Genomic DNA, 26,074 nt, shown 5'->3' with positions numbered 1-26,074 from the left:
CTGGAATCCATGCTGGGGTCGGCGAGCGGGCTCCATCGGCGACAGCAAAGGACGGTCGACGATGCAGAAGCTGACTGCGGTGCAAACTGAGGATTTCAACCGACCAAAAGGGATCCAGCGATCACGCCGGCTTCCGGATGCCGCTCTCGGCGCCCTCTGGGACTCCATTATCCTGGAAGAGCGTCTGAAGGCTCAGCTCCTCTCCCAAGCGATGCTGAACTTCACGATGCGCGGCAAGGTCGATCGTAGCGTCATTCCGCTGCATGGCGTGATCCTTCTCGTCGGACCGCCAGGTACAGGAAAAACCTCCCTCGCCCGCGGACTGGCACATCGCACAGCCGAATCCTTCCAGGGTGGTGGATTCCGGCTTCTCGAAGTCGAGCCGCACGCGCTGACCAGTTCGGCGATGGGCAAAACGCAGCGCGCGGTTTCGGAATTGTTTTCGCAGTCGATCGCGGAGTCAGCCGCGGCCGGCCCGACCATCGTCCTCCTTGATGAGGTTGAGACGCTCGCGGCCGACAGATCGAAGATGAGCCTTGAAGCTAACCCCATCGACATCCATCGCGCGACTGATGCCGTTCTGGTTCAGCTCGACGCTCTCGCCGAGCAGCATCCGAACCTGCTGTTTCTTGCCACCAGCAATTTTCCTCAGGCCGTGGATGCGGCCTTCACGTCGCGGTGCGACCTTGTAGTCCAGGTGCCCCTACCGGACCGCGAGGCCTGCGCGCGCATCCTGAAAGACTGCCTCACTGGGTTGGGTAAGACCTATCCGGCCATCGCGCGGTTGGCGACCAGCGCGAATTTTGACCGCTGCGCCGCGGAGTGTGTAGGGCTCGACGGGCGCGCCATCCGCAAGATGGTCGCCAACGCTCTCGCCAGCACGCCTCAGACCGCGATGAACCCGGAACGGGTCACCGCCGAAGACCTGCTGGCGGCGGCGCGCGCCGCCAAAGCGGGACGCTCGCCGGGAGGTAAAGTCCCGTGAGCACAGTCGCCAGCCGCACCTTCAAGAGTACGCCCGAGCGTGACGCCGGCCGAACCTGGGCGGCGATCGTCGACCTGCTGACTCAGGGGAAAGCCGGTGATGCGCGGACCGAGCTTCTGGCCGTCGCCGGCGTGGCGGCAAGCGTCATAGCTGATCAAGCACCCAAGGAGGCAGCCATCACGGTGACCTGCGACGGTCCCCGCACACGCATCTACTGTCTCTATGACGATGACGCGGTCGAAGGCTCAGACGCCAACGAAGACAACCTCGGCTTCGATCCGTTGAACGGAGATTGGCACGTCTCGCTTCCGTGTCTCGCGGACGACCTTGCCTGGGTCCAGGGCGCCTTGAAGAAACACAGCACCCGCATCACAGCGCGCGATCTTAGCGCCGCTGTGTCCGCCGAGGATGAGGCCGCTACAACGAAATCCCAGGCGCTCGTCTTCGATCCGAAGGGGTTTCTCGGCTCATGACCAACGTCGCCGTCAACACCTACACGCATTCCGTCACCTATGTGGCGGACAACATCCTGAAAAGCCTGAAGGACATCATTCGCCTAAGCGGCCTTGATCCATCGGAATTTGTCGGTGACTGGGACACACATATGCGTGGCATCCAGACCTGGTTGAATACCGGCGATCTTGAGACTGTAAAGCTGGAGATTTACGACCCGAAAACCGACGCGCTCATTTTTCGGTGGGACATCGAGATCTCTTACGGCTGGTCGGGCGGGGACGGAAGTTTTTGGACAGACACCGACCAGCTCCGATACGCGATCCGAAAGGCCGGGCTGGCTCCGAGCGAAGCGCGCTATCGGTTCCTTTTGCACACGAAGCCCGGGCGGCCCGACGTCATCGGATGGAGTAAGACAACGGCGCGCTCGACGGACGGAATGATCCGCCAGAGCCTGGGCACAACGATCGAGCACAGTGGCCTCGGCGCGAGAACATCCTATCTGAGGAGAGCCTGATGCTGACGATCGACGAAGCCTTTCGGAAATTCAAAAGCCGCCTCGAGCTGAACGACAGAGAGCAGGCGAACGCCTCGGCACGTCAGACGGAGGTGCGAGACTATCTCGATACCAAGTTCAAAATCGACCGGAGCTTTTTGACCGGCTCATACGCACGCTGGACCAAGACAAAGCCGTTGAAGGATGTCGATATCTTTTTCGTTCTAAAAGCGTCGGAGGATCACTATCGCTCGAAGGCGCCATCGATCGTTCTGACCGATTTTCACAATGCGTTGGACGAGAAATACGGCGACAAGGCCAAGAAGCAGAACCGCTCGATCAATGTGGACTTCGGAGTGAAGGCCGACGCCGAGGACAACACCGACTATCGCGTCATCAGCGTCGACGTCGTGCCAGCTTTCGACAAAGACGATGATTTCGAGATTCCCGACAATGAGGTCGGCAAATGGATTGAGACCAATCCGAAGGTCCACGCTGAAAAGGCAACCGCTGCGCATCAAGCCTATTCCAGCGAGTGGAAGGGGTTGGTGCGGATGGTCAAATACTGGAACAACAACCCCAAGCACGGCGAAAAGCCGGTAAAGCCCTCCTTCCTCCTCGAGGTCATGGCGCTGCAGTGCCTCCATGGCGGTTGGGGCGGCAGCTTCGATCGCGAGATGCAAGGCTTCTTCGCGACACTTGCCGACCGGATTTTCGACGAATGGCCGGATCCCGCCGGCCTCGGCCCGGCTGTTAGCGATGGGATGGATTCGGCGCGCAAGACTCGGGCACGCGACCTTCTGCGGGCGGCGGAGCGGGAAGCGACGCTCGCGATCGATCATGTTCGCCGTGGCCGGAATGGCGAGGCGCTCCGAGCCTGGCGCGAGCTATTCGGCCCTAAATTTCCGTTGTCCTGACGCGGGCCGGCCAACTCTTGTAGAGGTCTTCGATGTCAGAATGGTCCCTGTCTCAGCTTCTCTCTTCGCTGCACGAAGATATTCAGCAGCGTCTGGCGACCGTGCGGAAGACGTTCGGCCATCCCGGCACGAAGGGTGACGCCAGCGAGAACGTTTGGATCAGCTTGCTGGAGACTTACCTGCCCAAGCGCTATCAGGCGGCGAAGGCGCATGTGGTGGACAGTCTCGGAAATTTTAGCCAGCAGATCGACGTCGTCGTCTTCGATCGCCAGTATTCACCCTTCATCTTCACCTATGAAAACGAGACGATCATTCCCGCTGAAAGCGTCTACGCTGTCTTTGAGGCCAAGCAGACCGCGGACGCCGCTCTCGTCGCTTACGCACAGGAGAAGGTCGCCAGCGTCCGGCGTTTGCACCGCACGAGCCTCCCCATTCCCTACGCGAAAGGCGTGTATCCGGCGAAGCCGCTGATTCCGATCTTGGGAGGCCTTCTGACGTTTGAGAGCGAGTGGAGCCCGGCGTTAGGGCCATCATTTGAAAAGGCGCTAACAACTGAGGTTGGTGACGGACGGCTTGATCTCGGTTGCGTTGCGTCGCACGGCCATTTCTTCTTCGATCAAACTGCCGCTCGCTATACATTCGTTAACGAAACCAAACCGGCGACGGCGTTCCTGTTCAAGTTGATTTCACAGCTTCAGTTCAGTGGAACTGTCCCGATGATCGACGTAGAGGCCTACGGCCAATGGCTGACGAAATAACCCTGAGGCGAGGCTAGGTGGCAGTGCGTTCGCCGCAAGCTAAAGAAGAAGCCTAGTGCAGAACAAAGAGCAAAATCAGCCTGACAATGGTGTGTCTATCGCCGGGCCCGACGAGCCACCTGTCGAAACTCTTCCCCCAAGCTGCTCCGTCAACATTCGCGGCTGGGAGAACGACAACGAAGCCCAGGCACGAGAGTTTGGCGAGGGTGTGATGTCGCTCGCGAAGGAGCTCTCGCGCTATCTGGATCTAAGCCGCCTGAAATCGATCATCATCGGTTGGGACTATGCTGAGGCGCTTGCGAGTGTCGATCGCGGAGACGGCATCCCGCCGGCAGCGCCGACGGCAAACGAGTATGGTCAGGGTGGCGCCATGGCTGTCCATGTGATCCACAACGACGAGATCTGGAGTGTCGTCGTGATCTGGACCGGATTGGTGCGCCAGCTAAACCAGACGGATCACCCCGAGCATAAGCTGGCTCTCCAAACCTTTGTCCATGAGTTGGTTCACGTTAACGATTTGCGGTTGTTTACTCGAACCTATCCCGGTGGCTGGCGAGCGGCGAAACCCAGGAATGGGAGAGATGCCAACCTTCAGCCGATCGTGAACCCGTGCCAATCCGAGTACTCTGCACAACGTCGCGCCGCCTGGGCAGCGCCCGAACACGGGCTTGATCTCCTCGAAATGCTGGGTAAGGCGATGAAAGACGTGGATGATCAGATTCGGTCGGCACGCCTGAGCTATCGCCTGCACGGGGACATGGATAAATACTGGCCAGTGGTGGTCGAGCGGCTAACGTTCCTATTCCAAGCGATCGGATATGGCCTCGGTCACGCCGACTGGGTTGAGGCGAAGGCCGACGATCATCCCGAACTTGCAGCTCGCTACCGCGCCAAGCTCGAGGAGCTCGCCGGCTATCCCTCCGGATGGATGCTTGACGCTTGTCGAGACGCAGTCCAGCCATTCTTCGATCTTGAGGAATGGATCGATCAAGAAATCTATGATCCGTTGATCGAGGTGTTGGAACGGCTTCTCAACCAGAACGGAATGTACACGCGTGCGCATGGCGACGGAATCTATGTCGACATGCCCTACACCGGGTTCCACGATCTTTAGACGCTCGAGACACTGAGCCCCTGACCCGGCTAGCTTCGGCGAAGGCGTGCGCAGCTTGTCCGGGTGCTATCTGCGGTTGGCGACGTGATTCGCATCCGTCTTGGTCGCACTGGCCGGGAATTCGTCGCGCCCAAAGTCGGATGTTCTGGCGAACCTCCTCGATCAGGATGTCGTGTATTTCTAGGAGCGCTGCGGTTCAGCCTATCTTGAAAGTCTGTACACCAGCCTGCGCGAGCAACTCGTAGAGCGTAGCGATCTTGGTGCGCGTTCCGCGCCTCGCGCAGTAGGTGAACACGACCCGTTGCTTGGCGCGCGTGAACGCAACGAAGAAGCCCGCCGTCGCCTCCACCTGATCATCTGAAAAGCTCCACCAGGCGCCGTCGTCGAGCCCAACGAAGATCACCGTGTGATATTCGAGTCCCTTGCTCTTGTGGATCGTCATCAGCGGAATCGCATGAAGTCCCTCGTAGGAATCAAGCGCCGCTGTCCAATCACTCGTACCTGAGGCGGACTGAGCAAGGTGCGTCGCTGCCGACGTGAGCACCTTCTCCAGCCAGTCGCCCTGACCATAAACCGGATGCGCTGCAACCAGCCTGCTGCGACCGATAAAGCCAAGCACATCGTCTATCAGCTTGCGCGCCGCGGGCCCGGCCGGCGGCGGTGTCGGGTAGTCGCGACCGAGATGCATCGCGAAAGCGTCCAACTCCTTCGCGAAGCGATCCTGTTCGATCTCGTCGTCCGGTCCAATACCGCGCAGCGAACCAAGGGCCTCCTGACATTCAGTCCAATGCCGGCCGGCACGCTTCGTCATCGCCAGCCGCAGCACGGAGATGATGAGCTCGGAAGCCTCCTCCGCGAGCAATTCTTGCAACATCATCGCGCCCGCTTGCCCGGCCTCGTTGCGCAGCGGGATGCCAGCCGCAGCGAAGGCAGGTTGCAACACGGCCGCATAGTCGGCGGCCTTCTGGCGCACGAGTAGCACGAAATCACGTGGCCCAAGATCGTGCACTTTCATCTCGGAAGCGACGAACGCAGCCAGCCTTTCCGCTTCTCGCTCCGGCGACGAAAAATCCCAGATCGCACAGCTGTCGCCCGAAATCGTTGCGCTGGTTTTCGAAACAGGCTTCACCGACTTCGCGTCGAGCGCCTGCGCGAGTACGTGCTGGATCCGGACAAGCTCGGGAGAGGATCGGTAATTGTTGTAGAGGGGGGTGCGCTTTGACTTGAAGTCCGAGTCGAACGCCGCGAACGGATCGTCCATCGCCATAGCCCAGCGCATGATCTGCTGCTTATTGTCGCCAACCGCGGTGACGATCGTGCTGCCTCCAAGAAATATCGCGCGAACCAGATCGTACTGAACCTGCGTCGTGTCCTGGAACTCATCCATGAACAGGTGCGAATACGTCAGCCGCAACGCATCTCGCGCCATCGGATTGAGCCGGAGCAGCAGTTCGGCGAGACGGCCGATCATCGGAAATGACAGATGGCTTTTCTTGCCGCCGTGCAGCGACGACTGCCAATATTGATCGGCCGCCCATTCTCCCGGCGAGGGCTCGGACCAGCCGTCGACCGGCAAGGGCGATCCGAAGAGGTGGCGTCGCTCGAACTGCTTCACGGTCAGCGCCATGATGTCGGCAAAGGTGCCGACAGATTTGGGCGGCGCGCCAAGCGACTGCTGGAGGAAATCGCGGTAGCCGCGGTCGGTCGGAAACATGATCTCGTAATCTGGTGATGGCCGCCACCGCTCCGGCAGCGCCTGCCCAAAGCGATCGAGCAGGCCCTTTGCGAACGCGTCGAAGGTCATCGAATCGAAACGACCCGCATGCTGACGATGGCAACGTTTGCGCACGCGCGCGCCCAGATTCGACGCGGCGTCGCGTTTGAAGCTGATGGCGAGAATCCGCTGCGGCGCCGGCGACGTCCCCGTTTGCAGAAGGTAGGCGGCGCGCTGCGCCAACAACTCGGTCTTGCCGGCCCCTGGGCCGGCGATCACCGATCTATTCCCAGCCGAACGCACCACGGTCATCGCGTTCGCCTCTAGTTCGTCGACGCCGATCGGAGTCCAATCCTCGGGGCGCACCCGCCGTGCCAGGACGCTCATGGTCAGTCCCGCCTCAGACTCTTCGCGATATGCGCGAGGACTTCGGCAAGCACCGGCGGCATGTCCGCTTTGAGCTCGCTCTCCTTGATATGCGTGAGCGCGGCCAAGTGGGTCGCCGGCTTGCTCTGGGTCAGGAAATGATAGCGATAGGCCGAAAAGAGCGGCGGGTAATCCTTGTATGGCCCCGTGTAGATTGTCGTGCCGGGGCCTGAGGTCCCGAGCACGGCCTCGGCCGCCTTCTCGGCGGTCATCTTCGGCCCACCGCCTTTCGGAATAACGGCCTCATATGCCTTCGGGAATGCCGCCAACATCGCCAAGTCAAGATCGAGCGGCTCCGAGAAGAAGACGGAGTGCTTCTTGAGACAATCGATCCAGCCACGCAGGATCTTCCGATCCTCTGCATCTTGCCAGGTGTGCATGGCGGCAAACTCGGCGTCGGTCAGCACGCCTTTGTCGGTCTTAAGCAACTCGGCTTTAGAGGCTCCCGCTTCGATCAGGTTCGCGATCGCGGTCTTGATGCGCCCAAAACCGCCTCCAGCCCGGCCGAGGTCGAGATCGAGCAAGGTTGCATAGGGGATATCGAGCTGCGACAGCAGCCGCCAGAAATGCTGAACATGGCGACCGCCGAGCGGGACGATGGCCACAAAGGCGGGATCGATCAGCAGATCGAGCGCCTCCGCGAGTCGGGGAAGGACGACACGCTCGGAATCGCCTTCGACCAGCAGCACGAAGCGCGCAAAATAGAGCTCGGGAAAGGCCAGCATCGCCCCGCGAACAAACTTGCCTTCCTCGCTGGCGCTGGTCGGCAGCTTAATCTTCCTGACCGAGGAAACTCGGGTCTTTGGATCGCACCGGCAATAGCGAACCTCAATCGGCTTGACGCGGCTGAGCACCGCCGGCGAATGGCTGGTGAGGAGCGCCTGCGCACTGCCTTCTTCGGTGAGCGAACGGACCTGGCGCACGATGCGCGCGAGGAAGTAGGGCGACAGGTGGTTTTCCGGCTCCTCGAGCGCGAAGATCGACAGTGCCGGAATGCGCAGTTGATCCTTGTGAAACCCGGAGACTTTGCCTGTTGCAACCTGCCGCTCCATGTCGAACACAGCGGCGACAAGAGCGAAGTAGAACAGCGACTGCTGACCGTCGCTGAGCGCGTCGAGCCCGCGCTCATAACCGTCCGGGCCTTGCTCGAAGATGACCGCGATCTTGCTGACCACCTCTTCGAAGCGGCGGCTCACCAGGCTCAGGCGCGGCTTCGTATCGACCTTCTCGTCGTGCAGCGTCGCCCAGCGTTTTTGTAGCGCCTTGCCGATCGCCGTGATCGCGGCTTCACCTTCGAAGGCATCCGCCAGACTCTCGCTCGCCTCCTCGACGCTTTCGCGCGCAACGTCTGACCATTCGATTGCGCGAAGCAGCCGCGCGGCCAGAGCGCCAGCCGTCGCGCGGACCTGCGCGCCAGCATCGCGATTGGCTGGGGTGTAGTAGAGCTGGATCAGCGCGCGATCGGCGGCCGCGACGGCATGCTTCTTATCATCCTTGGGATCGTCGTCGAGGGTATCGACCCAGTACAGTTCCTGCGACACCTCGCCTTCGACCGTCCCATCGTCTTCCCATCGCGCTTCGAGCCGCAGCCGGCAAACAGGCGCCTTGTCCTTGCGCGTGATCAGCATGTGCCGGAACGATGGCGCGACGGTTTCCGGTGTCGCGGTGCCGTCCGCCAATTCCGGCAGCACGACCAGGACATCGATCACAAGATTCTTGGGCTCCAGATCGTCGGGATCGGCGTCGGCGGCCAGGTGAAAATCGGATCGATCGATTGTGCGCTGCGCGCGACTGACCCCGAACAGCTTGACGAGCGCCTGGAGGAGTGCGGTCTTGCCGGCCGCGTTCGGGCCGACCACCGCGGTGATCTCGGCGCCGAGGGACACTGTGATCGGATCTGGGCCGAAGCAGCGGAAGCCGGATAGGGTGACGCTTTCAAGACGCAAGGGAATTACCTTCGAGCATGGGGGAAGCAGTTGAAATGCCAAGGGCTTTCGAAGTTGCGCGTCCGAAAGCCCGACGAAAACCTCGAGATTCGTTGATAGAATAAAGGCTCGAATCTACGGGCCGGTTGGACCGGGGAAGACGGGAGCATCCTTGAGCGAGGGGGAGCAACGCCGCATCGATGCGACTTTTGAGGCGGCCGACGACCTGCTGTGGCAAGCCGTGGCCGGCCGCCTGCCGCAGTTGCCGCCGCTGACCCTCGCTCGATCCGGCCTTATTGGCCCTCTGATCGAGCTTGCCATCGCTCACCTGGCGACGCCCGACGCTTATCGCGGCGTGACGATAGAGCCGCCGATCTTCCATCAGGTCGAACGCGCGCTGTGCGATGGCGCGGTCAGCGGCGCCGGCGCGCATGATCGGGCTGGTGTCTTTCCGCTCAGCCGTTTCGATCTGTCTGCCGGCGCTGACAACGCCCTCTGGGACCAATGGGTCAAACATGCCGAAAACGCTGGCGTCACCGCAGGCCTGCCAAGGAGTTTGGTGACCGGCCTCATGGGCGCGATCGGTGAACTGCAGGACAATGTGTTCGAGCACAGCGCCCGCCCTGCCAGCGGACTGCTCGCTTACGGCGCCGGTAATGGTGCGTTCGAGCTCGTCGTCGCCGACGCAGGGCGCGGCGTGCTCGCCAGCCTGCGCGAGAACCCTGAGTTCGCGCATCTCTCCGATTCGGGAGCGGCGCTGCGCGTGGCCGTTTCCGACGGCGCGTCGCGTTACGCGCGCAGCACGGGCCATGGCTACGGCATCGGTCAGTTGTTTCGTGCGCTCGCTCACCATGCCGCCGAGCTACGATTTCGCAGTGGCGACCACGCGCTGCGGCTGTGCGGCGACGCCCCCAGCCTCACCGGGGAGGTCGAGCTCGCGCAGAAGGCGTGGCTCGACGGACTCGTCGTTAGCGTGCGCTGCGCGCCGGGGCCGCCCCGGCAGGGATCGTGAAGCGAGCGCCGGATGGCGTGGCGCCTCGTAAGCGGCGCGCACCAAGCTCACATTGTGCGCGAACAAGTCGTCGATCGGCGCGCCGACCGGCGTCGCGAACTTCGCCCACTTCAGCCGCCCCGCTTCAGTCAAATAGGCCCTTCGCCGCCGAATGGTGCGGGCGAATGCCTCGGTCTCGATCAGGTTCACTTGTGCGAAGTGCTGCCGCAGAACGTCGAGCTTGCGCCCGCCGCCACGAACAATGATTGACAGGGGTCGCCCGACGCGCCGGGCAAGCGCGCAGAGCTGCGCGACATGCCAATCGATCCGCTCGCCCCGACCACAGCCGGTCGCGAACTCGAACGCCACGACCTCGATCTCCGGCCGGCCGGCGATCAAGTCGCCCCAGCGCGAATAATCGTGCTCGGTCCGCCCGTTCAGATGCAACGCCGCCGGCAGCCCGGCCGCCGCCATCTCGGTCCACGCCAACAAAATCCGCTTCATCGCATGGAGGTTGTCGGTGCGCGGCACGTCGGTCAGCACGCTATAGTTCGGCGTGGTGACGAGAGTGACCCCGAGGTGCCTCAACGCCGCCAGGATCGATCCGCGGTCCGTCAACTCCCACCAACGCTCGATCGGCCCGTCCTTGCCGACCCCGCTGACCACGATCTGCGCACCGTCGGGAATGAGAAACCGCGCGGCGAGCTCCGCGCGAGAGCCGACATGGACCTTGCCGGTCGCCATGTTGACCAACTCATAGAGCGAGATCGCGACGACAGGCTCGTCGAGAATCGCGGCGCGGCCATATCGGTGATCGACAAACGGCACGACGAGCGGAATTTTCGGCACGCCGTTGGCGTGCGTCCGCGGCGCATTGTTGAAGCCGAGCCCTTTGACCTCACGCATGCGCGCAACGAAAAGGCTGAGGTTAAACCGACACACCATGTCGCACTTCGCCTTGTCGGCGCAGGTGCAAAGATCGTGGCAGTCGAGGATACCGGCATCGGTATGGACGCCGCCGCAGCGATCGCGCTCGAGGCAGGTTGGACAGCCCAGCGATGGCGCATGATGCGCCGCGTCGTCCCACAGCCGCTGCGGCTGCGGGAACTGACGCGAGGGTTCGTGGGCAGGCCGGCGGTTCATTTGACGGCGATCTCCGCGGTGTCGCCGAACAACCCGACGCGCTGAAGCTCGCCCTCGGCATAGCCGCCGCTGTCGTGGACGGCCGCCGTCATCTCCGCCGTTGGATTTTCAATGCGCCCCACCGATCGCAAGCCGTCGCTGACGACGAGCCCGTCGGCGGTGCTTTGGACGATCAGCTTGTCGCCGGCCTTGACGCGCGCAGCGGGGTCGAGCTTCGCCGTCACCACCCGCGACGCGTCCGACATCGTCAGGTCAAGAAGAGTCGGCGTCTTCAGGCGATCAAGACCGCCATCCCACCGCTTGCGCCACGGCTTGCCCGTCTGGGCCCGGATATAGTCGAGGCCCATCAAGCAATCTCCAGAAGCGGGCTGAAGGATTTGGACTTGCCCTGCCGCCGCTCGATCAGCAGGCCCTTGTTTGCGAGCGCGGAGAGCCGGTTGTTCCACGCCGTCGGGCCTATTGGCTGGTCGGCGAAGCGCGCGGCGAGCTCGGGCGCGGAGATCGCGCCGACCTCGCGGACGGCATCGAAGGTGGCGCGCTGCGCTGGATCGAGATCGCCGAACAAGCGAGAGGCGACGACCTTACCCTGCGCATCGAGATCGCAGGTCAGGACGACATCACCGCGCGCACGGACGAAAAAGTCTAACTCCTCCGCGACGGCGGCGGGCAGGTTGGCAGCGACCGGGTAGATGTTCGGCAGCGCCTGTCGGGCGTAGTCGCGGAAGCCAATCACCGACTCGCGCAGGAACGACGCCGTGGCAACCTCGACGCCTTCGAAATCCAGAAACGCCAAGGTCGGGGTGCCGGCCGAGGGCGTTGCCGTGATCAAGGCGCTCAGCAATCGGCGTCCCGGGATGGCGCCCGAGAGAACCCTTTGACCGTCCATCAGATCAATTAGTCGATGGCGCAATTCACAATCCTCACGTTGATTAGGTGAAGATAGTGAACGAATCGCCTCGCGTCAAGAGTTCTCTGATTACGCCTGGCTTTCCCCCTTGGCGGAGACTCTCCGATACGCATTTCTTTAAGCGTCCGAAGTATGCTGCATATTTCGGACGGGCTTGCCGGCGTCCGAAGAATGTCGCATATTTCGGACATGGCCACGGCCGCCCAGACCGTCGATCTTCGCGGACAAATCCTTCAGCGCATCGCGAAGGATGCCGCTGCCGTATGGACGCCGGCGGACTTCGCCGATCTTGCCGGTCGCGCGGCGGTAGACAAGGCGCTACAGCGTCTGGCGGCCAGCGGCGACCTTCGCCGCATCGACCGGGGGCTCTACGACAAGCCCGGATCGAACAAACTGACCGGCAAGCCGACCGTCCCGAACTACCAAGCCGTGATCCAGGCCGTGGCCCGCCGCGACAACGTCCGCTTTGTCGTCGACGGCATGACCGCAGCCAACGACCTCGGTCTGACCACAGCCGTGCCCGCGAAGATCGAAGTGCTCGTCGACTCCCGGTTAAAGTCCATTAAGCTCGGCAATCAGGAAATCCGCTTCAAGCCCGCGGCCGTCAGCCGCCTGACCTGGGCCGGGCGTCCCGGCATGCGCGTCGTCCAAGCCCTTTACTGGCTGCAGGATATGATGCTGCGAGACGGCGAGCGCGAGCGCATCGCCTCGATCCTGCGCCGCGTCTTCGCCGACCCAAAACATGGCCAAGCCATCCAGGACGATCTACGCAAAGGAATTGGCGCGTTGCCGATCTGGATGCAGAATTTCTTGCGGCCCTTGCTGTTCGACAGCGAGCCGCCCCCCTCGTGAGCACGCGCGACTATATTGCGCTAATCGGCGCCTCGCCGCGCGATCGTCTCGGCGCATTCCTGGCGACCGCCAATCGGCTCGGTGCCCCGGTCGGCAATATCGAGAAAGACTTCTGGGTTTGCTGGACACTCGACGCGCTCTACCACCAATTGCCTCACGGCCAGCCCCGCCTTCTCTTCAAGGGCGGCACCTCGCTGTCCAAAGCCTACGGCCTGATTGATCGTTTCTCCGAAGATATCGACGTCACCGTCTTTCGCGACGATCTCGAGCAGGCGACCTCGGTTGAGGAGTTGGAAGCGCTGTCGAACAAAAAGCGTCGCGCCAAGCTCGACGCCATTCGCGATGCCTGCCGGGCCTACATCACGGGACCCCTGCGCGCAGCGCTGACCGAAATCGCCACCGAGGCAACCTCGGGCGCTGGACGCGTTGAGGTCGACGATACCGACCCCGACGGGCAGACCTTGCTCATCCATTATCCCGAAGTCGAGCCGCGCGACGGCGCTTATGTCCGGCCGGTCGTGCGCATCGAGTCCGGAGCCAAATCGGCGCTCGATCCGAATGCGGCGGCCATCGTCCGCCCCTATGTCGCCGACGAGATCGAAGGCCTCGACCTGGCAGTCTCCGATGTGACCACCATCGAGGCTGAGCGCACATTTTGGGACAAGGTTGTCATCGCGCACGGCCTGCGCCGCTGGTTCGATCGCCGCGGCGCGCTCCGTCAAGAAGGCCAAAGGATCTCGCGCCACTATTACGACCTGCACCGCCTCGTAGCGTCCCAACCCGGCCGCCTAGCGCTCGCCGACGACGCCCTTGGCGAAGATTGTGTCAGACATGCGCGGATGTTTTTTGATCGCCCCGATTACGACCTCAAGTCGGCCCGACGTGGGACCTATGCCCTGGTCCCGCACGACGCGATGACCCATGCGCTTCGCAACGACTATGAGAATACCAAGGCGATGATCTTTGGCGCCCCACCAACATTCGACGATATCCTCGCATCCATTGCGAAGCTCGAAGCGGAATTGAACGGCCAGTGATGACAGCGAGCCTCACACGAACCGCGGGGCCGTCGTAACGTGAAAGCTAAGTCGGCGAATTTCGAAACGGGCACGTTGTAGCCAGGGCTGCGGCGCCTTCCCCTTCAGCGATCACACGTCGGAGGCTCCTATCCATCGTGATGATCAACTAATCGTGCAACAGCCTGTTGCACGATTGCAGCTACGAGGAGCCTCCGTGTCGAGCCCTGCCTACCTAACGATTGATGAAGTTGTAGAGCGATATCGTGGCCAAATCAGCCAAGGCACATTCCGCAACTGGCGATCCCTGCGAATCGGACCATCGTTCATCAAGATCGGCAAAGTGCCCCTCTATCCGATCGAGGAGCTCGATCGCTGGGACAGATCGAACCTTGTCGTGTGTCGGCGATCACGAACCTTTCAGATGAACGAGTCAGCCATCGCAAACGCGGCGGCACCTAGCTTTTGAGCATTCTACCCGAATGGTGTAGAGTTATTAGTGAACCAACGTGCTCTCAGCGTCCTCAGCATGACTAGACGTTGTCGAGGATGAAGGACACGTTGGATCACAGACTACCGGCCCCAAACCCATACCCCAGCGATTTCGCGCTCTGACAAAAATGCTTTCTAATTCAACGCGATATCATCTGATGGAAGATTGGTCCACAACCACCCCTCCGGCGATCCGACGCCATCACAGGCCGACATCCAGATGACGAAATCCATCGTCGGCATCGCGGCCCCGCTCGGCATCTCCGTGCACGACCACATCATCGTCGGCAAGAACGGCCATGCGAGCCTCAAGGGCATGAAGCTGATGTGAGGCGGCAGATTTACTGCCGCACCATGATGAACGGATCGGCGCTGTCGGGAATCCGCCGCCATTGCGCATGATCGTCGGCGCCGAAGCGCCAGACCTCGCCGCTCGATGAAATCAGCAGCATCTCGCCGCGCTCCAGCCGCCACATCACCGGGGCGAACCGGCTCACCAGCGGATCGCATTTCGGCTTGAGGAAAACCCGGAAGTTCTCGGGGCTGGCCGCTTCGGTGTTGGTGAGCGTCAGGCCGCAGATCGGATTGCCGTTGCCGCGCACCATCGCCCAGTCGCCGATCATCTGGTCGGTCGATTTCGACAGCGCGCGCGCCGCCGCCAGACCCTGAAGAATATAGACGCCCTCGCCGCTGCGCACGCCCTCCAGAATGCCGTTCTCGACCTCGGTGACATCCAGCACCGGCTCGCCCTTGGCATCCTGAAAACGGACGATGTCGAGGCCCTTCACCGTCCATGACGCGATCGCGCCGGTGAACGGCAGGGCTTCCGCGCATCCCTTTTCCAGATCGAGTTTCATGCCGGGCGGCGCGGGGTCGTTCCTCAGCGTCACCACGCAGGTCCGGTCGCGCCCGGCAGTCGCCAGCTCCCACTGGCCCACCATGGCCCTGGTCTGGGCCGCGGCATCCTGTTGCGCGAACGCCGCCGTCGCGGGCCAAAGACCAGCGGCAACACAGACAGCCAGAGCGGCGGCGCGACGGATCATGCACGCTTCCCGAAAGGCGTCTCGGGCACCGGCGTCAGCGCCGGTTTGCCGGAAAACCAGTTCAGCAGATTATCGACCACAAGCTGATCCATCGCGTCCCGCGTCGCCACCGAGGCGGACGCGATATGGGGCAGCAACACCACATTGTCCATCGACCAGAATGCCTCCGGCACATTCGGCTCATGCGCAAAGACATCAAGCCCGGCGGCCATGATCGTTCCATCCTTGAGGGCCGCGATCAGCGCCTCCTCGTCCACCACCGAACCGCGCGCGACATTGATGAACACGCCGCGCGGCCCTAACGCCTTCAGCACTTCGGCATTGATCATGTTCAATGTCGAAGCCCCGCCCGGCGTGATGGCGATCAGCGTATCGACCGCCTTCGCCATCTCGATCAGGTTCGGATAGTGCTTGTGGGAGACGCCCGCCGCCGGATTGCGCGAATGATAGACCACCGGCACGCTGAACGCGTCCAGACGCTTTGCGATCGCCTGCCCGATCCGCCCCATGCCGACGATGCCGATGGTGCGGTCGCGCAGCGATCCCGGACTGAGACGGTAACTCTGTTTGGCCCAGCGGCCCTCACGCACATAACGGTCGGCGGTGATGAATTCGCGCAGCGTCGCGATCAGGAGTCCGACCGCTGTGTCCGCGACCTCATCGGTCAGCACGTCCGGCGTGTGGGTGACGACGATGTTGTGCTCCGCCGCGTAGCGGAAATCGACGTGATCGTAGCCGACGCCGAAGGAGGCGATCATTTCGAGCTTAGGAAAACGCGCCAGCATCGCGCTGTCGGCCTTGACCAGATTGGTGATCGCCATGCCGCGAATGTTTTGAGCCTGCCCGGACGGGAGTTTGGCGAGATCATCCGGGTGGTGGAAGATGTGCACGTTGAAGCGCTCGGCGAGGCCCCGCTCGATCAGGGGCTTCTTCGGGCCATAAATCAGGATGTCGGGCTTCGCCGTCTCGTTCGCCATCGTCGTCAGTCTCCTTCCACCGCGCTCTCATGCCAGTGTCGTAGCACGAGGCGCGACACCGCCGAGAGCCCGGCATAAATCACAATCCCGGCAGCCGACAAGAGCGCCAGTGCCGCGAACATGCGCGGAATATCCAGACGATATCCCGCCTCCGCGATCCGGAACGCAAGGCCCGAGCCGGAGCCGGCGGAGCCCGCCGCGATTTCCGCCACCACCGCGCCGATCAGCGACAGGCCGCCCGCGATCCGCAAGCCGCCCATGATGTAGGGCAGCGCCGAGGGCAAACGAAGCCGCCACAGTTTTTGCGCGGGAGAGGCTTGATACAGCGCGAACAATCCCGACAGATTCCGGTCGACCGATTTCAACCCGAGCAGCGTGTTCGACAGCACCGGAAAGAATGCCACGATCCACGCGCAGGCGACCACGGCCAGATGCTGCGGCAGATAGACCAATAGCAGCGGCGCGATGGCGATGACCGGCGTGACTTGCAGGATCACCGCATAGGGCAGGAACGCATCCTCCACCCACTTCGCGCGGCTGAACAGCAACGCAAGACCGACGCCGCCGATGACCGCCGCGAGAAACCCCTCCAGCGTCGCGCGCAGCGTGGTGAGCAGCGAGGCAAACAGGATGCCCCAATCCTTCACCAGCGTCTGCGCGATCAGGCTCGGCGCGGGAAGGATGTAAGGCGGGATCTCGCGCAGACGAACCGTCGCTTCCCAGAATCCCATGAGCGCCGCAAAGACGATCACGGGCAGCAGCACGCGCAGCGCCCGCGGCAGCGGACGATCTTGCGAGGGCATCGCTCCGGTCTGCTCTTGATCCCGGCGCATCAGGCAACCCGCCCGCTGTGCTGCACGCTCGCCTGCCCCAGCAGGGCGGAAACCTCGCGGCAGAAGCCGGCATAGGACGCCGAGGTGCGGAAGCTCTCGTCGCGCGGCTCGGGCGCATCGATCCGGCGCTCCGCGAAAATCCGTCCCGGCCGCGCGGTCATGACGATCACGCGCTGCGACAGAAACACGGATTCGAACACCGAATGGGTGACGAACACCACCGTCTTGCGCAGATCGCGCCACAGCGCCAGCAGATCGTTGTTGAGACGAAAACGCGCAATTTCGTCGAGCGCCGCGAACGGCTCGTCCAGCAAAAGAATGCCGGGGTCCGTCACCAGCGCGCGCGCAAGAGAAGCCCGCATCTTCATGCCGCCGGACAATTGGCGCGGATAGGCCCCGGCGAATTCGGTGAGGCCGACGCGGGCGAGACAATCGTCGATCCGCGCATGACCTGCCGAGCTGTCATCTTCCGTGAGCCGGAGCGGCAGGCGGACATTGTCGCGCACGCTCGCCCACGGCATCAGCGTCGGCTCCTGAAACACGAAGCCAATGCCGCGCGACGATCGCGCGCGCGCATCGACGGCAACGCTCCCCGTGCTCGGGGCATCGAGCCCGGCGATGATCCGCAGCAAGGTCGACTTGCCGCAACCCGAAGGGCCGAGCAGCGAGACGAACTCGCCCTCGCGGATTTTCAGATCGACCGGGCCGAGCGCCTCCGTGCCATTGGCATAGCGCCGCGTGACGCCCTTGCAATCGATGGCCGTCATTTCGCGGGACGCAGGTCGAGGCCGACGCCTTTGTTGACGAAGCGCAGCGTATAGGCCTTGCGGAAATCGACCTCCCGCTTGACCACACCGGCATGCACCATGGTCGAGAAGAAATCCTCCATCCGCGCATCGCTCATCGCGCCGATCCCGTTCTTGAGCGTGTCGCCGGAATCGACGATGCCGTATTCCTTCATCCTGGCGACCGAGTAATCCAGGATCGCGTCGGTCATGTCGGGGTTCATCTTCTTAATGAGCGCATTGCCGGCTTTGTTGTCGCCATAGAGATAATGATACCAGCCGATGATCGAGGCATCGACGAAACGCTGCACCAGATCGGGCTTGTCCTCGACCAGATCGGCGCGGGTTTCGATGAAGGTCGAATAGGCGTTGAAGCCGTAATCGGCGAGCAGGATCACGGTCGGCTTGAATTTGGCTTTCTGCTCGATGGCGAAGGGCTCGGAGGTCACATACCCCTGCATCGCGCTGTTGCGGTTCGCCAGAAACGGCAGCGCGTTGGAGGTGTAGGGTTTGACGCGATCCTCGCTGAAGCCGTGCTCGCTTTTCAGCCACTGAAAATAGGTCGGCATCCCCTCCTTCGAGACGAACAGCGTCAGCGGCTTGAGATCATCGAGGGTTTTGACCCTGGACTCCGGATGCGCGATGAAAACCTGCGGGTCCTTCTGGAACATCGCGGCGACCGCGACCACAGGCACCTTGTTGGCGACCGCGTCGAGCGATTGCAGATTGTTGGCGGCGATATCGAAATCGAGCTTCTTCGACACAAGCAGGATGCGGTTGTTGACGTTGGGTCCGCCCGGCACGATCGTCACGTCCAGCCCGTAGGCCTTGTAGGTGCCGTCCGCCAGCGCCTGGAAGAAGCCGCCCTGCTCGCCTTCCGCCAGCCAGTTGGTGCCGAAGGTGACCTTGTCGAGCTTTTGCGGTGTTTGCGCCCGCGCGGGCATCAAAACCGACATCAGCAGACCTGCCGCCGTTAACGCTCGTAACGAAAGGGCAGGCTGCATGATTGGACTCCGCTGGTCGTTCTGGCCCATGATAGAAGCCGAGGGCTCGAGGGAGCCACCCGCGTTCTAGTCGATCAGCCCCGTCCATCCAAAGATATCTTCATTCATGAGCGCCACACCACCCCGCGACTGGGCTGCCATCAAATGGCCGGATGTCGATCCGGCCGCCGCAGGCGAATGGATCGCGGTGCTGCCGCTGGCCGCCACCGAACAGCACGGCCCGCATCTGCCGGTCGGCACCGATACCTTCATCGCGGAGGCCTATCTCGCGCGCGTGCAGGCGCTGCTCCCCGGACACGTTCCGGCCTCATTTTTGCCGGTCCAGAGCGTCGGCTTTTCGATCGAGCATATCGACTACCCCGGTACGGTGACGCTGCCCTATCACGTCGCCATCCGCCACTGGATGTCGCTCGGCGAAAGCGTTGCGCGCAGCGGCGTGAAGAAACTCGTCATGGTGACGAGCCATGGCGGCAACAGCGCGCCGATGGCGATCGTCGCGCAGGAGTTGCGCGCGCGCCTCGACATGCTGGCGGTCACGACCAGCTGGCACCGTTTCGGCACACCGGACGGGCTTTTCCCGGATACGGAAATCGCGCACGGCATCCATGGCGGCGCGGTCGAAACCTCGATCATGCTTGCGGCGCAGCCCGATCTGGTGCGCAAGGACAAGATCGCCAACTTCGAGCCCGCAAGCGTCGCGATGACCGGCGAATTCCGCTGGCTGTCGCCGCATCGTCCCGCACCCTTCGCTTGGGCGGCGCAGGATCTGCACCCGAGCGGCGTTGCGGGCGACGCCACGCTGGCCAGCGCCGACAAGGGCCGGCAATTGATCGAGCACGGTGCGAAAGCGTTCTGCGAACTGCTCGCCGACGTCCACGCCTTCGACATGGCGCGGCTGGCGAACCGCCCGACCGTCTAAAGCTCTCAGCCTCAAGCAATCTTAGCCAACCCCGGCCGCCGCCCCTCTCAGGGACGGGCTGCCGCCATGGCTGCTTAGCCGAGATTCGAAAAGCAGCCTCCTGCACCCAGTTGCAAATCATTCTCAATGCTATTGACAATCATTTGCAGGTATTGTTCTTAGCAATCATGGGGAGCAACCGCTTTTTGCAGCAGGCCCGTGACGGCCTGACGACAGTGCACACACCGCAACAGCCTGTGGCGCGGCGATGGGCGGCATGGCACCTGTGGCCCATGATAGCGATTCGCCGGTCTCATCGATCGATCAGCACGCCTGCCACCTGCGCGCTTGCGGCGACGATGGCGGTGGCCTCGCCGTGCGCCATCGCCTTTGCTGCCGACTTCCCTGTCAAAGCTGCGCCGGTCTTCGACTGGAGCGGCGCCTATGTCGGCGCACATTTCGGCTATGGCTTCGGTGACTCCCGCGCGAGCGTGTTCGACGGCGCTGCCTTCAACACACGCGACCATATCGGCACCGCCACCGCAGGCGTGCAGGGCGGCTACAATGTGGTGCTGCCCTCGCGTGTTTTGCTCGGCGTCGAAGCCGACCTGACCTTTCCGGACTATATCGAATCCAGCGGCGTTCTTGCCGTGACACCAACGACAAATGGCACGCTCACCGAGCGGCTGGATTATGCCGGTTCGTTGCGCGCGCGGCTCGGTTATGCCGCGCCGCGCTGGCTGCTTTACGTCACCGGCGGTCTCGCTTTCGCTGGCGAACGCTTCGAGAATGCAGCACCATCCTTCAATGAAAAGAAGCTTGCGCTGCGCACCGGATGGATCGCGGGCGTCGGCGCCGAATACGCGATCAGCCCGAAATGGAGCGCGCGGGTCGAATACCTGTACAGCGATTACGGTCGCGACCATGTGCAACTCGGCTCCGGCGTGCAGTCGGCAAGCGCATTCGATGTCCAGAGCGTTCGTCTCGGGCTCAACCGGAAGATCGACTTCACCGGCTCCGGTTCAAAGGAGACGAGCTTCGGCGACGGCCTACCCTCGAACATGGAAATCTCCGGCCAGTCCACCTATCTCGCGCAGGCCTATCCATCCTTCCGCGCGCCCTATTCCGGCCTGAACAGCCTTGCGCCAACCGGACAAGCCAAGGCGACGTGGAGCAACAGTCTCTTCATCAATGCGCGTCTGTGGGACGGCGGCGAACTCTATTTCAATCCCGAACTGGTGCAGGGCTTCGGTCTCAGCGACACGGTGGGGCTTGCCGGATTTTCCAGCGGCGAGGCTCAGAAATCGAATTTCCCCTACCCGCGCTTCAACCCTTCGCGCTTGTATGTGCGTCAGACCTTCGGCTTCGGTGGCGAGCAGGAGACGCTTGAGAGCGGGCCGAGCCAGTTGAGCGGCAAGGCCGATATCTCCCGCCTGACGGTGCAGGTCGGCAAGTTCGCCGTACTCGATGTGTTCGACGGCAATGCCTATGCCAAGGACCCGCGCAAGGATTTCATGAACTGGGCGATCTGGGCGCCGGGCGCGTTCGACTACTCCGCAGACAAGGTCGGCCTGAGCTACGGCGCGACCGCCGAGTTGAACCAGAAAAACTGGGCGCTGCGCTTCGGCTATTTCCTGATGGATGCCGAATCCAACTCGAACAATTTCGACATGCGCCTTTTCCGTCGCGGCGAATACGTCGCCGAATTCGAGCAACGCTACACGCTGTTCGGACAACCGGGTAAACTTCGCGCCATCGGATGGATCAACAGCGCCTTCGCGGGCAGCTACCGCGCCACGCTCGACAATCCCGCGCTCAATCTCGATATCGCCGCCACGCGCGAGGGACGCATCAAATACGGCTACGTCGTCAATCTTGAGCAGGCCGTGAATGACACCGTGGGCCTGTTCGGCCGCTGGAGCTGGAACGACGGCAAGACCGAGATCATGGCGTTCACCGATATCGACGCCAGCCTCTCGGGTGGCCTGTCGATCAAGGGCAAGTCATGGGGCCGCCCCAATGACACCATCGGGCTTGGCGGCGCCATCAACGCTCTGTCGCGCGATCATCGCGATTTCATCGCGGCTGGCGGCATGGGCGTTCTCATCGGCGACGGGCGGCTGAATTACAGTCAGGAGCGGCTGATGGAAGCCTATTACGCCTACGCCATCACGCCGAAACTGACGGCGACCGCGGACTATCAATTCGTCGTCAATCCCGCCTACAACGCCGATCGCGGGCCGGTGTCGATCTTCTCCGCGCGGCTGCACGGCGAGTTCTGAACTCACACTTTCGGCGCGAACGTCTCGGCCTGCGCCAGTTCCCACGCTTCGGCGAACCACGCATTGTCGGTGCCGGACAACAACTCACCGGGCTGAAGCTGCGGGTAGAGTTGCGCGAACGACACCACCTCGTTGCCGGAAATCCGCTGCGAGAAATGGATCGGCCGGATCTCGCCCGGATGCTCCAGACCGGCGGCGGCGACCAATTCGGCGAGCGCGCGCACCATGGCGTCGTGATAATTCGCAACCCGTACGCGTTTGTCCTCGACGACAAGCGCGCGGCTGCGCGTCGGGTCTTGCGTGGCGACGCCCGTGGGGCAGCGGTCGGTATGGCAGCTCAATGACTGGATGCATCCCAGCGCGAACATGAAGCCGCGCGCGGAGTTGCACCAGTCCGCGCCGAGCGCCATCGCCCGCGCCATGTCGAAGGCGGTCGCGATCTTGCCCGACGCGCCGATGCGGATACGTTCACGCGCATTGATGCCGATCAGCGCGTTGTGGACGAAATTGACGCCGTCGCGCATCGGCATGCCGATATGATCGGCGAATTCGATCGGGGCGGCGCCGGTGCCGCCTTCCTTGCCATCGACGACGATGAAGTCGGGATAAATGCCGGTCTGCAACATCGCCTTGCAGATCGCGAGAAATTCCCAGCGATGTCCGATGCACAGCTTGAAGCCCGCGGGCTTGCCACCCGACAGCCGCCGCATCTCGCCGATGAACTGCATCAACCCCACGGGCGTCGAGAAAGCGCGATGATAAGCGGGCGAGATGCAGTCCTCGCCCATCGCCACGCCGCGAATGAGCGAAATCTCCTCGGAGACTTTCGCGGCCGGAAGCACGCCGCCGTGACCCGGTTTGGCGCCCTGGCTGATCTTGAGTTCAACCATCTTGATCTGGTCATCGGCCGCGGCCCGCGCGAATTTTTCGGGATCGAACTGCCCGTCACGGGTGCGACACCCAAAATAGCCCGACCCTATTTCCCAGATAATGTCGCCACCATTCTCGCGATGATACGAACTGACGCCGCCCTCGCCGGTGTCATGCGCAAAGCCGGCCTGGCGCGCGCCGGCATTGAGCGCGCGAATGGCGTTCGCGCTCAATGCGCCGAAGCTCATTGCCGAAATGTTGAAGATGGAAGCCGAATAGGGCTTGGCGCATTCCGTGCCGCCGATGACAATGCGGAAATCCGATTCCGCGGGCGGCTTCGGCGTGATCGAATGGTGCATCCATTCGTAGCCGTCGACATAGACATCCTTCTGCGTTCCGAACGGACGCTTGTCGAGCATCATCTTCGCGCGCTGATAGACGACCGACCGTGTGTCGCGGCTGAACGGCCTGCCGTCCTTCTCGCTCTCGAAGAAATATTGCCGCATCTCGGGGCGGATTTCCTCGAGCAGAAAACGAAAATGCGCCGCGATCGGATAGTTGCGCAACACAGAATGCGACTGCTGCATGAGATCGCTGATACCGATGCATGTAAGGGTCGCGAATATCGCGACAGCCACCCACAGGAGAGCCGGCAGCCCTCCGTTCGCAAGTCCCGCGCCGAGCAAAACCAGTGTGGCAAGCGCACAGACCGTGAGCAGGATGAACCGTGGGGAGAAGAGCAGCGCCAACGTCTGCATGAAGTTCCTCGGAATGAATCGAACGCAATCAAGCTTACCGGGAACTTCTACCTTCTGACAGATCACGGAATCACGACAAAACCAAAATCACTCCGGAAAACCGGGCTTTTGGAAGCCAAATGGCTGCAAACCGCCCGCAAGGGGCCATGGCGATCCCGGGAAGACTCGAACTTCCGACCTACGGTTTAGGAAACCGTCGCTCTATCCGGCTGAGCTACGGGACCGGCGGGGCCGTTCATAGCAGAGGCGGCGCTATGAGGCTACGGGGACACTCAGCGAGCGCAGGGCAAGAATGCAACCTGCGCTCGCTGGAGCTTGCAACAACCTCAATCGGCGACGCTGCTTCCCTGAAAGCTGAAGCCGACACCGGCCGCGGCCAGATGGCGAAACGCCCCGCTGGCCGCCCTGGCGGCTCCGATGCCACCGCCGATACAGGGAGCCGACACGATCAGGCGGCACGCACCTCGTTGAGGAAGGCCTGAACCTGCTGCTTCAGCGTCTCACCGTTTTCGGAGAGCGCCGCAGCGGCATCGACCACGCGGCCGGCGGTGACGCCGGTTTCGCGCGCGGCGTCACGGACGCCCGCGATGTTGCCCGACACTTCGCTGGTGCCTTCCGCAGCCTGCGAGACGTTGCTGGCGATCTCGCGCGTCGCGGCACCCTGCTCCTCGACCGCCGAGGCGATCGCGCTGGCGATCTCGTTGACGCGCCCGATCGTCTGCGTGATCTCGTCGATCGCATCGACAGACGTGCGCGTCGCGGACTGGATCGCCGCCACCTGCGCGGCAATTTCCTCCGTTGCCTTCGACGTCTGGGTCGCAAGCTCCTTAACCTCGGACGCAACGACGGCAAAGCCGCGACCTGCATCGCCCGCGCGCGCCGCCTCGATGGTGGCGTTGAGCGCCAGCAGATTGGTCTGCGCCGCGATTTCGCTGATCAATTTCACCACATCGCCGATCCGCTGCGCGGCCTGCGCCAGATCGCGGACGCCGGCATTGGTGTTATTCGCCTGCGCCACCGCGTCGCCCGTCACCTTGGTCGACTCGTTGACTTGTTGGGCGATCTCGTTGATCGAAGCATTCATTTCCTCGATCGCGGTCGCGACCGCCTGCGAGCTGCGCGACACGCCCTCGGAGACGCGCGCCACGAGGTCGGTCTGGCTGGTGGCCTCTTCGGCCGTGCTGGCCATCGATTCCGCCGTGTTCCGCAAATCCATCGCCGACGTACTGACGGACGAGACGATGTGGCCGACACCTTCCTCGAACCGGGTCGCCAGCGCGTACAGCGTCTCGCGCCGTTCCGCTTCGGACGCGGCGCGCTGCTGCTCCTGCGCGCTCCGCAGACGGCCGGTTTCCGCAAGGCTGTCCTTGAACACTTCAACGGCGGCCGCCATCGAGCCGATTTCGTCGGCCCGCTGGGCGCCCGGCACCACCAGATCATGATCGCCGGCGGTGATCGCCCGCATCGCGGCTTCGAGCGCGCGAATTGGCCGGGCAAGGCTGCTCCCAATCCACGCCGAGATCAGGCTTCCCAAAACCATCGCCGCGATTGCCATCATTGCGAGCCACATTGCCGCGCTGTTCTTCAGGGCGGTATAGGCCGATGCATCGCGCACGATTTCCAGCACCGCGACGGGCTTGCCGGAATAACTATTGATCGGTCCGAACACGGTGGCGACCGGACGGCCTGCCTGCTCGCCCTGATGGGTGGTGACCTCACCGTTCAGGGCCCGCTTGACGTCGTCCATGCTCGCCCCGGAATCCGAAAGCGTGGATGCGAGAGTTTTGACCTTGTCATCTTTTATCTGATGGATCGCGACATCGACGCCAAACCGCGCCTTCATGTTCTTCACGAATGCATCGCCAAAGGGCTCGCCGATATCGACATTGCCGATCACCTTGTCGCCATCGACCATCGGAGCCGAACCGAACACGTTGAGAATCTCGCGGCCGACTTCGACACCGCCAAGAGCCTTCTTGGTGGCGAGCGCCTCAACCACCATCTTGCGGCGAGCGCCGACATCGTCGCCGAACACCTTCGGCGCATGGGCCCGCATGAAAGAAATGGACGGCGGCGTCTGGATCGTGATCAGCTCAAGCCCCAATGGCTTGATCTTGTCCAGCACCTTCTGCGTCAGTGCGATCGTACCGTCACGATCGTCGGCGCTGACCAGCGCCTTGAGCTGGGGCATGACAGAAAGAGTATGCGCCACGGCAAGCGTCGTGCGCGTATCGGCATCGAGCGCGGCCGTCAGGTTTGCGTAGTCGGCACGCGATTCGCGCTCCAGCGCGGTGTCGATCGTTTTTTGCTGACTCCACAATCCGAAGCCGCTCCAGATGACGCAAGAAGCTGCGGCGACGAGAGAAATCATCACCATGATACGAACTGAAATAGATTTGAACTTCACCGCAGCCCCCAATTGTCCAATGCAGAAC

At 62.6% G+C, this 26,074-nt stretch carries 23 protein-coding genes, 1 tRNA gene and 1 pseudogene; 12 read left to right on the top strand and 13 right to left on the bottom strand.

Annotated features, from left to right (window positions below; all coding sequences use genetic code 11):
• The first annotated feature begins 61 nt into the window (after positions 1-61).
• The 6 genes from AFIC_RS02220 to AFIC_RS02195 are packed head-to-tail and all read left to right on the top strand — an operon-like array spanning position 62 to position 4,723.
• Positions 62-985 (top strand): AAA family ATPase, encoded by a 924-nt coding sequence (locus AFIC_RS02220; RefSeq protein ID WP_275247565.1) that lies wholly within the window; start codon positions 62-64, stop codon positions 983-985.
• The gene (locus tag AFIC_RS02215) at positions 982-1,458 is read left to right on the top strand and encodes a hypothetical protein (RefSeq protein WP_275247564.1); all 477 of its coding nucleotides are present in this window, start codon (positions 982-984) and stop codon (positions 1,456-1,458) included. Before AFIC_RS02220 ends, AFIC_RS02215 begins: the two co-directional genes overlap by 4 nt.
• Positions 1,455-1,955, top strand: a complete 501-nt coding sequence (locus tag AFIC_RS02210; RefSeq protein WP_275247563.1) for an HORMA domain containing protein — start codon at positions 1,455-1,457, stop codon at positions 1,953-1,955. The genes AFIC_RS02215 and AFIC_RS02210 overlap by 4 nt, the downstream gene beginning before the upstream one ends.
• Positions 1,955-2,851 (top strand): CBASS oligonucleotide cyclase, encoded by an 897-nt coding sequence (locus AFIC_RS02205; RefSeq protein WP_275247562.1) that lies wholly within the window; start codon positions 1,955-1,957, stop codon positions 2,849-2,851. Before AFIC_RS02210 ends, AFIC_RS02205 begins: the two co-directional genes overlap by 1 nt.
• A gap of 32 nt (positions 2,852-2,883) precedes the next feature.
• Positions 2,884-3,609 (top strand): CBASS effector endonuclease NucC, encoded by a 726-nt coding sequence (nucC, locus tag AFIC_RS02200; RefSeq protein WP_275247561.1) that lies wholly within the window; start codon positions 2,884-2,886, stop codon positions 3,607-3,609.
• Between the two features lie 55 nt (positions 3,610-3,664).
• Positions 3,665-4,723, top strand: coding sequence for a hypothetical protein (locus tag AFIC_RS02195; RefSeq protein ID WP_275247560.1), 1,059 nt, complete (start codon positions 3,665-3,667; stop codon positions 4,721-4,723).
• Positions 4,724-4,919: 196 nt separating this feature from the next.
• Here the strand turns inward: AFIC_RS02195 and AFIC_RS02190 are convergent, their stop codons facing one another.
• The 5 genes from AFIC_RS02190 to AFIC_RS02170 all read right to left on the bottom strand — a co-directional run bounded on the left by AFIC_RS02190 (position 4,920) and on the right by AFIC_RS02170 (position 11,763).
• On the bottom strand, positions 4,920-6,824 hold the full coding sequence (locus tag AFIC_RS02190; RefSeq protein WP_275247559.1) for a UvrD-helicase domain-containing protein: 1,905 nt from the start codon (positions 6,822-6,824) through the stop codon (positions 4,920-4,922).
• Between the two features lie 2 nt (positions 6,825-6,826).
• Positions 6,827-8,809 (bottom strand): ATP-dependent nuclease, encoded by a 1,983-nt coding sequence (locus tag AFIC_RS02185; protein ID WP_275247558.1) that lies wholly within the window; start codon positions 8,807-8,809, stop codon positions 6,827-6,829.
• An 841-nt stretch (positions 8,810-9,650) separates the two neighbouring features.
• A complete protein-coding gene (locus AFIC_RS02180) occupies positions 9,651-10,922 on the bottom strand; it encodes a hypothetical protein (RefSeq protein WP_275247557.1) in 1,272 nt (423 codons plus the stop codon).
• The gene (locus AFIC_RS02175; RefSeq protein ID WP_275247556.1) at positions 10,919-11,269 is read right to left on the bottom strand and encodes a hypothetical protein; all 351 of its coding nucleotides are present in this window, start codon (positions 11,267-11,269) and stop codon (positions 10,919-10,921) included. The genes AFIC_RS02180 and AFIC_RS02175 overlap by 4 nt, the downstream gene beginning before the upstream one ends.
• Positions 11,269-11,763 carry a hypothetical protein gene (locus AFIC_RS02170; RefSeq protein ID WP_275247555.1) on the bottom strand — a complete coding sequence of 165 codons (495 nt, stop codon included), beginning with the start codon at positions 11,761-11,763 and terminating at the stop codon, positions 11,269-11,271. The genes AFIC_RS02175 and AFIC_RS02170 overlap by 1 nt, the downstream gene beginning before the upstream one ends.
• 237 nt (positions 11,764-12,000) lie before the next feature.
• On the opposite strand from AFIC_RS02170, the gene AFIC_RS02165 reads away from it, so the two are divergent.
• From AFIC_RS02165 to AFIC_RS02150, 4 genes and pseudogenes are all read left to right on the top strand, one after another.
• A complete protein-coding gene (locus tag AFIC_RS02165) occupies positions 12,001-12,681 on the top strand; it encodes a DUF6088 family protein (RefSeq protein ID WP_275247554.1) in 681 nt (226 codons plus the stop codon).
• Entirely contained in the window at positions 12,678-13,718 is a 1,041-nt protein-coding gene (locus AFIC_RS02160) for a nucleotidyl transferase AbiEii/AbiGii toxin family protein (protein ID WP_275247553.1), read from the top strand. The genes AFIC_RS02165 and AFIC_RS02160 overlap by 4 nt, the downstream gene beginning before the upstream one ends.
• A gap of 196 nt (positions 13,719-13,914) precedes the next feature.
• On the top strand, positions 13,915-14,166 hold the full coding sequence (locus AFIC_RS02155; RefSeq protein WP_275247552.1) for a helix-turn-helix transcriptional regulator: 252 nt from the start codon (positions 13,915-13,917) through the stop codon (positions 14,164-14,166).
• Between the two features lie 189 nt (positions 14,167-14,355).
• Positions 14,356-14,520, top strand: a pseudogene (locus AFIC_RS02150) (JAB domain-containing protein); the annotation flags it as partial.
• Between the two features lie 10 nt (positions 14,521-14,530).
• Here AFIC_RS02150 and AFIC_RS02145 read toward each other — a convergent pair.
• Genes AFIC_RS02145 through AFIC_RS02125 form a run of 5 tightly spaced genes read right to left on the bottom strand, consistent with a single transcriptional unit; the run spans position 14,531 to position 18,831 of the window.
• Positions 14,531-15,232 (bottom strand): AprI/Inh family metalloprotease inhibitor, encoded by a 702-nt coding sequence (locus AFIC_RS02145; protein ID WP_275247551.1) that lies wholly within the window; start codon positions 15,230-15,232, stop codon positions 14,531-14,533.
• On the bottom strand, positions 15,229-16,209 hold the full coding sequence (locus tag AFIC_RS02140) for a 2-hydroxyacid dehydrogenase (RefSeq protein WP_275247550.1): 981 nt from the start codon (positions 16,207-16,209) through the stop codon (positions 15,229-15,231). Before AFIC_RS02140 ends, AFIC_RS02145 begins: the two co-directional genes overlap by 4 nt.
• A gap of 5 nt (positions 16,210-16,214) precedes the next feature.
• Positions 16,215-17,042, bottom strand: a complete 828-nt coding sequence (locus AFIC_RS02135; protein WP_420833358.1) for an ABC transporter permease — start codon at positions 17,040-17,042, stop codon at positions 16,215-16,217.
• Positions 17,042-17,809 (bottom strand): ABC transporter ATP-binding protein, encoded by a 768-nt coding sequence (locus AFIC_RS02130; protein WP_275247549.1) that lies wholly within the window; start codon positions 17,807-17,809, stop codon positions 17,042-17,044. The genes AFIC_RS02135 and AFIC_RS02130 overlap by 1 nt, the downstream gene beginning before the upstream one ends.
• A complete protein-coding gene (locus AFIC_RS02125) occupies positions 17,806-18,831 on the bottom strand; it encodes an ABC transporter substrate-binding protein (protein ID WP_275247548.1) in 1,026 nt (341 codons plus the stop codon). Before AFIC_RS02125 ends, AFIC_RS02130 begins: the two co-directional genes overlap by 4 nt.
• A gap of 106 nt (positions 18,832-18,937) precedes the next feature.
• Here AFIC_RS02125 and AFIC_RS02120 point away from each other — a divergent pair, with 106 nt between their 5' ends.
• Together AFIC_RS02120 and AFIC_RS02115 are read left to right on the top strand one after the other, a co-directional pair.
• Complete coding sequence (locus AFIC_RS02120; protein ID WP_275247547.1) at positions 18,938-19,750, top strand: creatininase family protein; 813 nt, start codon at positions 18,938-18,940, stop codon at positions 19,748-19,750.
• Positions 19,751-20,022: 272 nt separating this feature from the next.
• A complete protein-coding gene (locus tag AFIC_RS02115) occupies positions 20,023-22,011 on the top strand; it encodes a carbohydrate porin (protein WP_420833376.1) in 1,989 nt (662 codons plus the stop codon).
• 2 nt (positions 22,012-22,013) lie between these two features.
• Here AFIC_RS02115 and AFIC_RS02110 read toward each other — a convergent pair whose 3' ends face one another.
• From AFIC_RS02110 to AFIC_RS02100, 3 genes are all read right to left on the bottom strand, one after another.
• A complete protein-coding gene (locus tag AFIC_RS02110) occupies positions 22,014-23,639 on the bottom strand; it encodes an FMN-binding glutamate synthase family protein (RefSeq protein ID WP_275247545.1) in 1,626 nt (541 codons plus the stop codon).
• A gap of 147 nt (positions 23,640-23,786) precedes the next feature.
• Positions 23,787-23,863: transfer RNA gene (locus tag AFIC_RS02105), tRNA-Arg, on the bottom strand.
• Between the two features lie 224 nt (positions 23,864-24,087).
• Positions 24,088-26,016 (bottom strand): methyl-accepting chemotaxis protein, encoded by a 1,929-nt coding sequence (locus AFIC_RS02100; RefSeq protein ID WP_275247544.1) that lies wholly within the window; start codon positions 26,014-26,016, stop codon positions 24,088-24,090.
• Positions 26,017-26,074 lie beyond the last annotated feature (58 nt).

It is taken from the genome of [Pseudomonas] carboxydohydrogena (assembly GCF_029030725.1).
Lineage (GTDB): Bacteria > Pseudomonadota > Alphaproteobacteria > Rhizobiales > Xanthobacteraceae > Afipia > Afipia carboxydohydrogena.
Note: the sequence above shows the minus strand (reverse complement) of the source record. Positions and strands in the feature narration are given on the sequence as shown.

What these genes read in the sequence shown, in the direction of transcription:
- AFIC_RS02220 (WP_275247565.1), top strand. Translation starts at nt 62, where the DNA reads ATGCAGAAGCTGACTGCGGTGCAAACTGAGGATTTCAACCGACCAAAA.
- AFIC_RS02210 (WP_275247563.1), top strand. Translation starts at nt 1,455, where the DNA reads ATGACCAACGTCGCCGTCAACACCTACACGCATTCCGTCACCTATGTG.
- AFIC_RS02205 (WP_275247562.1), top strand. Translation starts at nt 1,955, where the DNA reads ATGCTGACGATCGACGAAGCCTTTCGGAAATTCAAAAGCCGCCTCGAG.
- nucC (WP_275247561.1), top strand. Translation starts at nt 2,884, where the DNA reads ATGTCAGAATGGTCCCTGTCTCAGCTTCTCTCTTCGCTGCACGAAGAT.
- AFIC_RS02190 (WP_275247559.1), bottom strand. Translation starts at nt 6,824, where the DNA reads ATGAGCGTCCTGGCACGGCGGGTGCGCCCCGAGGATTGGACTCCGATC.
- AFIC_RS02180 (WP_275247557.1), bottom strand. Translation starts at nt 10,922, where the DNA reads ATGAACCGCCGGCCTGCCCACGAACCCTCGCGTCAGTTCCCGCAGCCG.
- AFIC_RS02175 (WP_275247556.1), bottom strand. Translation starts at nt 11,269, where the DNA reads ATGGGCCTCGACTATATCCGGGCCCAGACGGGCAAGCCGTGGCGCAAG.
- AFIC_RS02165 (WP_275247554.1), top strand. Translation starts at nt 12,001, where the DNA reads ATGTCGCATATTTCGGACATGGCCACGGCCGCCCAGACCGTCGATCTT.
- AFIC_RS02145 (WP_275247551.1), bottom strand. Translation starts at nt 15,232, where the DNA reads ATGATCCGTCGCGCCGCCGCTCTGGCTGTCTGTGTTGCCGCTGGTCTT.
- AFIC_RS02140 (WP_275247550.1), bottom strand. Translation starts at nt 16,209, where the DNA reads ATGGCGAACGAGACGGCGAAGCCCGACATCCTGATTTATGGCCCGAAG.
- AFIC_RS02135 (WP_420833358.1), bottom strand. Translation starts at nt 17,042, where the DNA reads ATGCGCCGGGATCAAGAGCAGACCGGAGCGATGCCCTCGCAAGATCGT.
- AFIC_RS02130 (WP_275247549.1), bottom strand. Translation starts at nt 17,809, where the DNA reads ATGACGGCCATCGATTGCAAGGGCGTCACGCGGCGCTATGCCAATGGC.
- AFIC_RS02125 (WP_275247548.1), bottom strand. Translation starts at nt 18,831, where the DNA reads ATGCAGCCTGCCCTTTCGTTACGAGCGTTAACGGCGGCAGGTCTGCTG.
- AFIC_RS02120 (WP_275247547.1), top strand. Translation starts at nt 18,938, where the DNA reads ATGAGCGCCACACCACCCCGCGACTGGGCTGCCATCAAATGGCCGGAT.
- AFIC_RS02115 (WP_420833376.1), top strand. Translation starts at nt 20,023, where the DNA reads ATGATAGCGATTCGCCGGTCTCATCGATCGATCAGCACGCCTGCCACC.
- AFIC_RS02110 (WP_275247545.1), bottom strand. Translation starts at nt 23,639, where the DNA reads ATGCAGACGTTGGCGCTGCTCTTCTCCCCACGGTTCATCCTGCTCACG.
- AFIC_RS02100 (WP_275247544.1), bottom strand. Translation starts at nt 26,016, where the DNA reads ATGGTGATGATTTCTCTCGTCGCCGCAGCTTCTTGCGTCATCTGGAGC.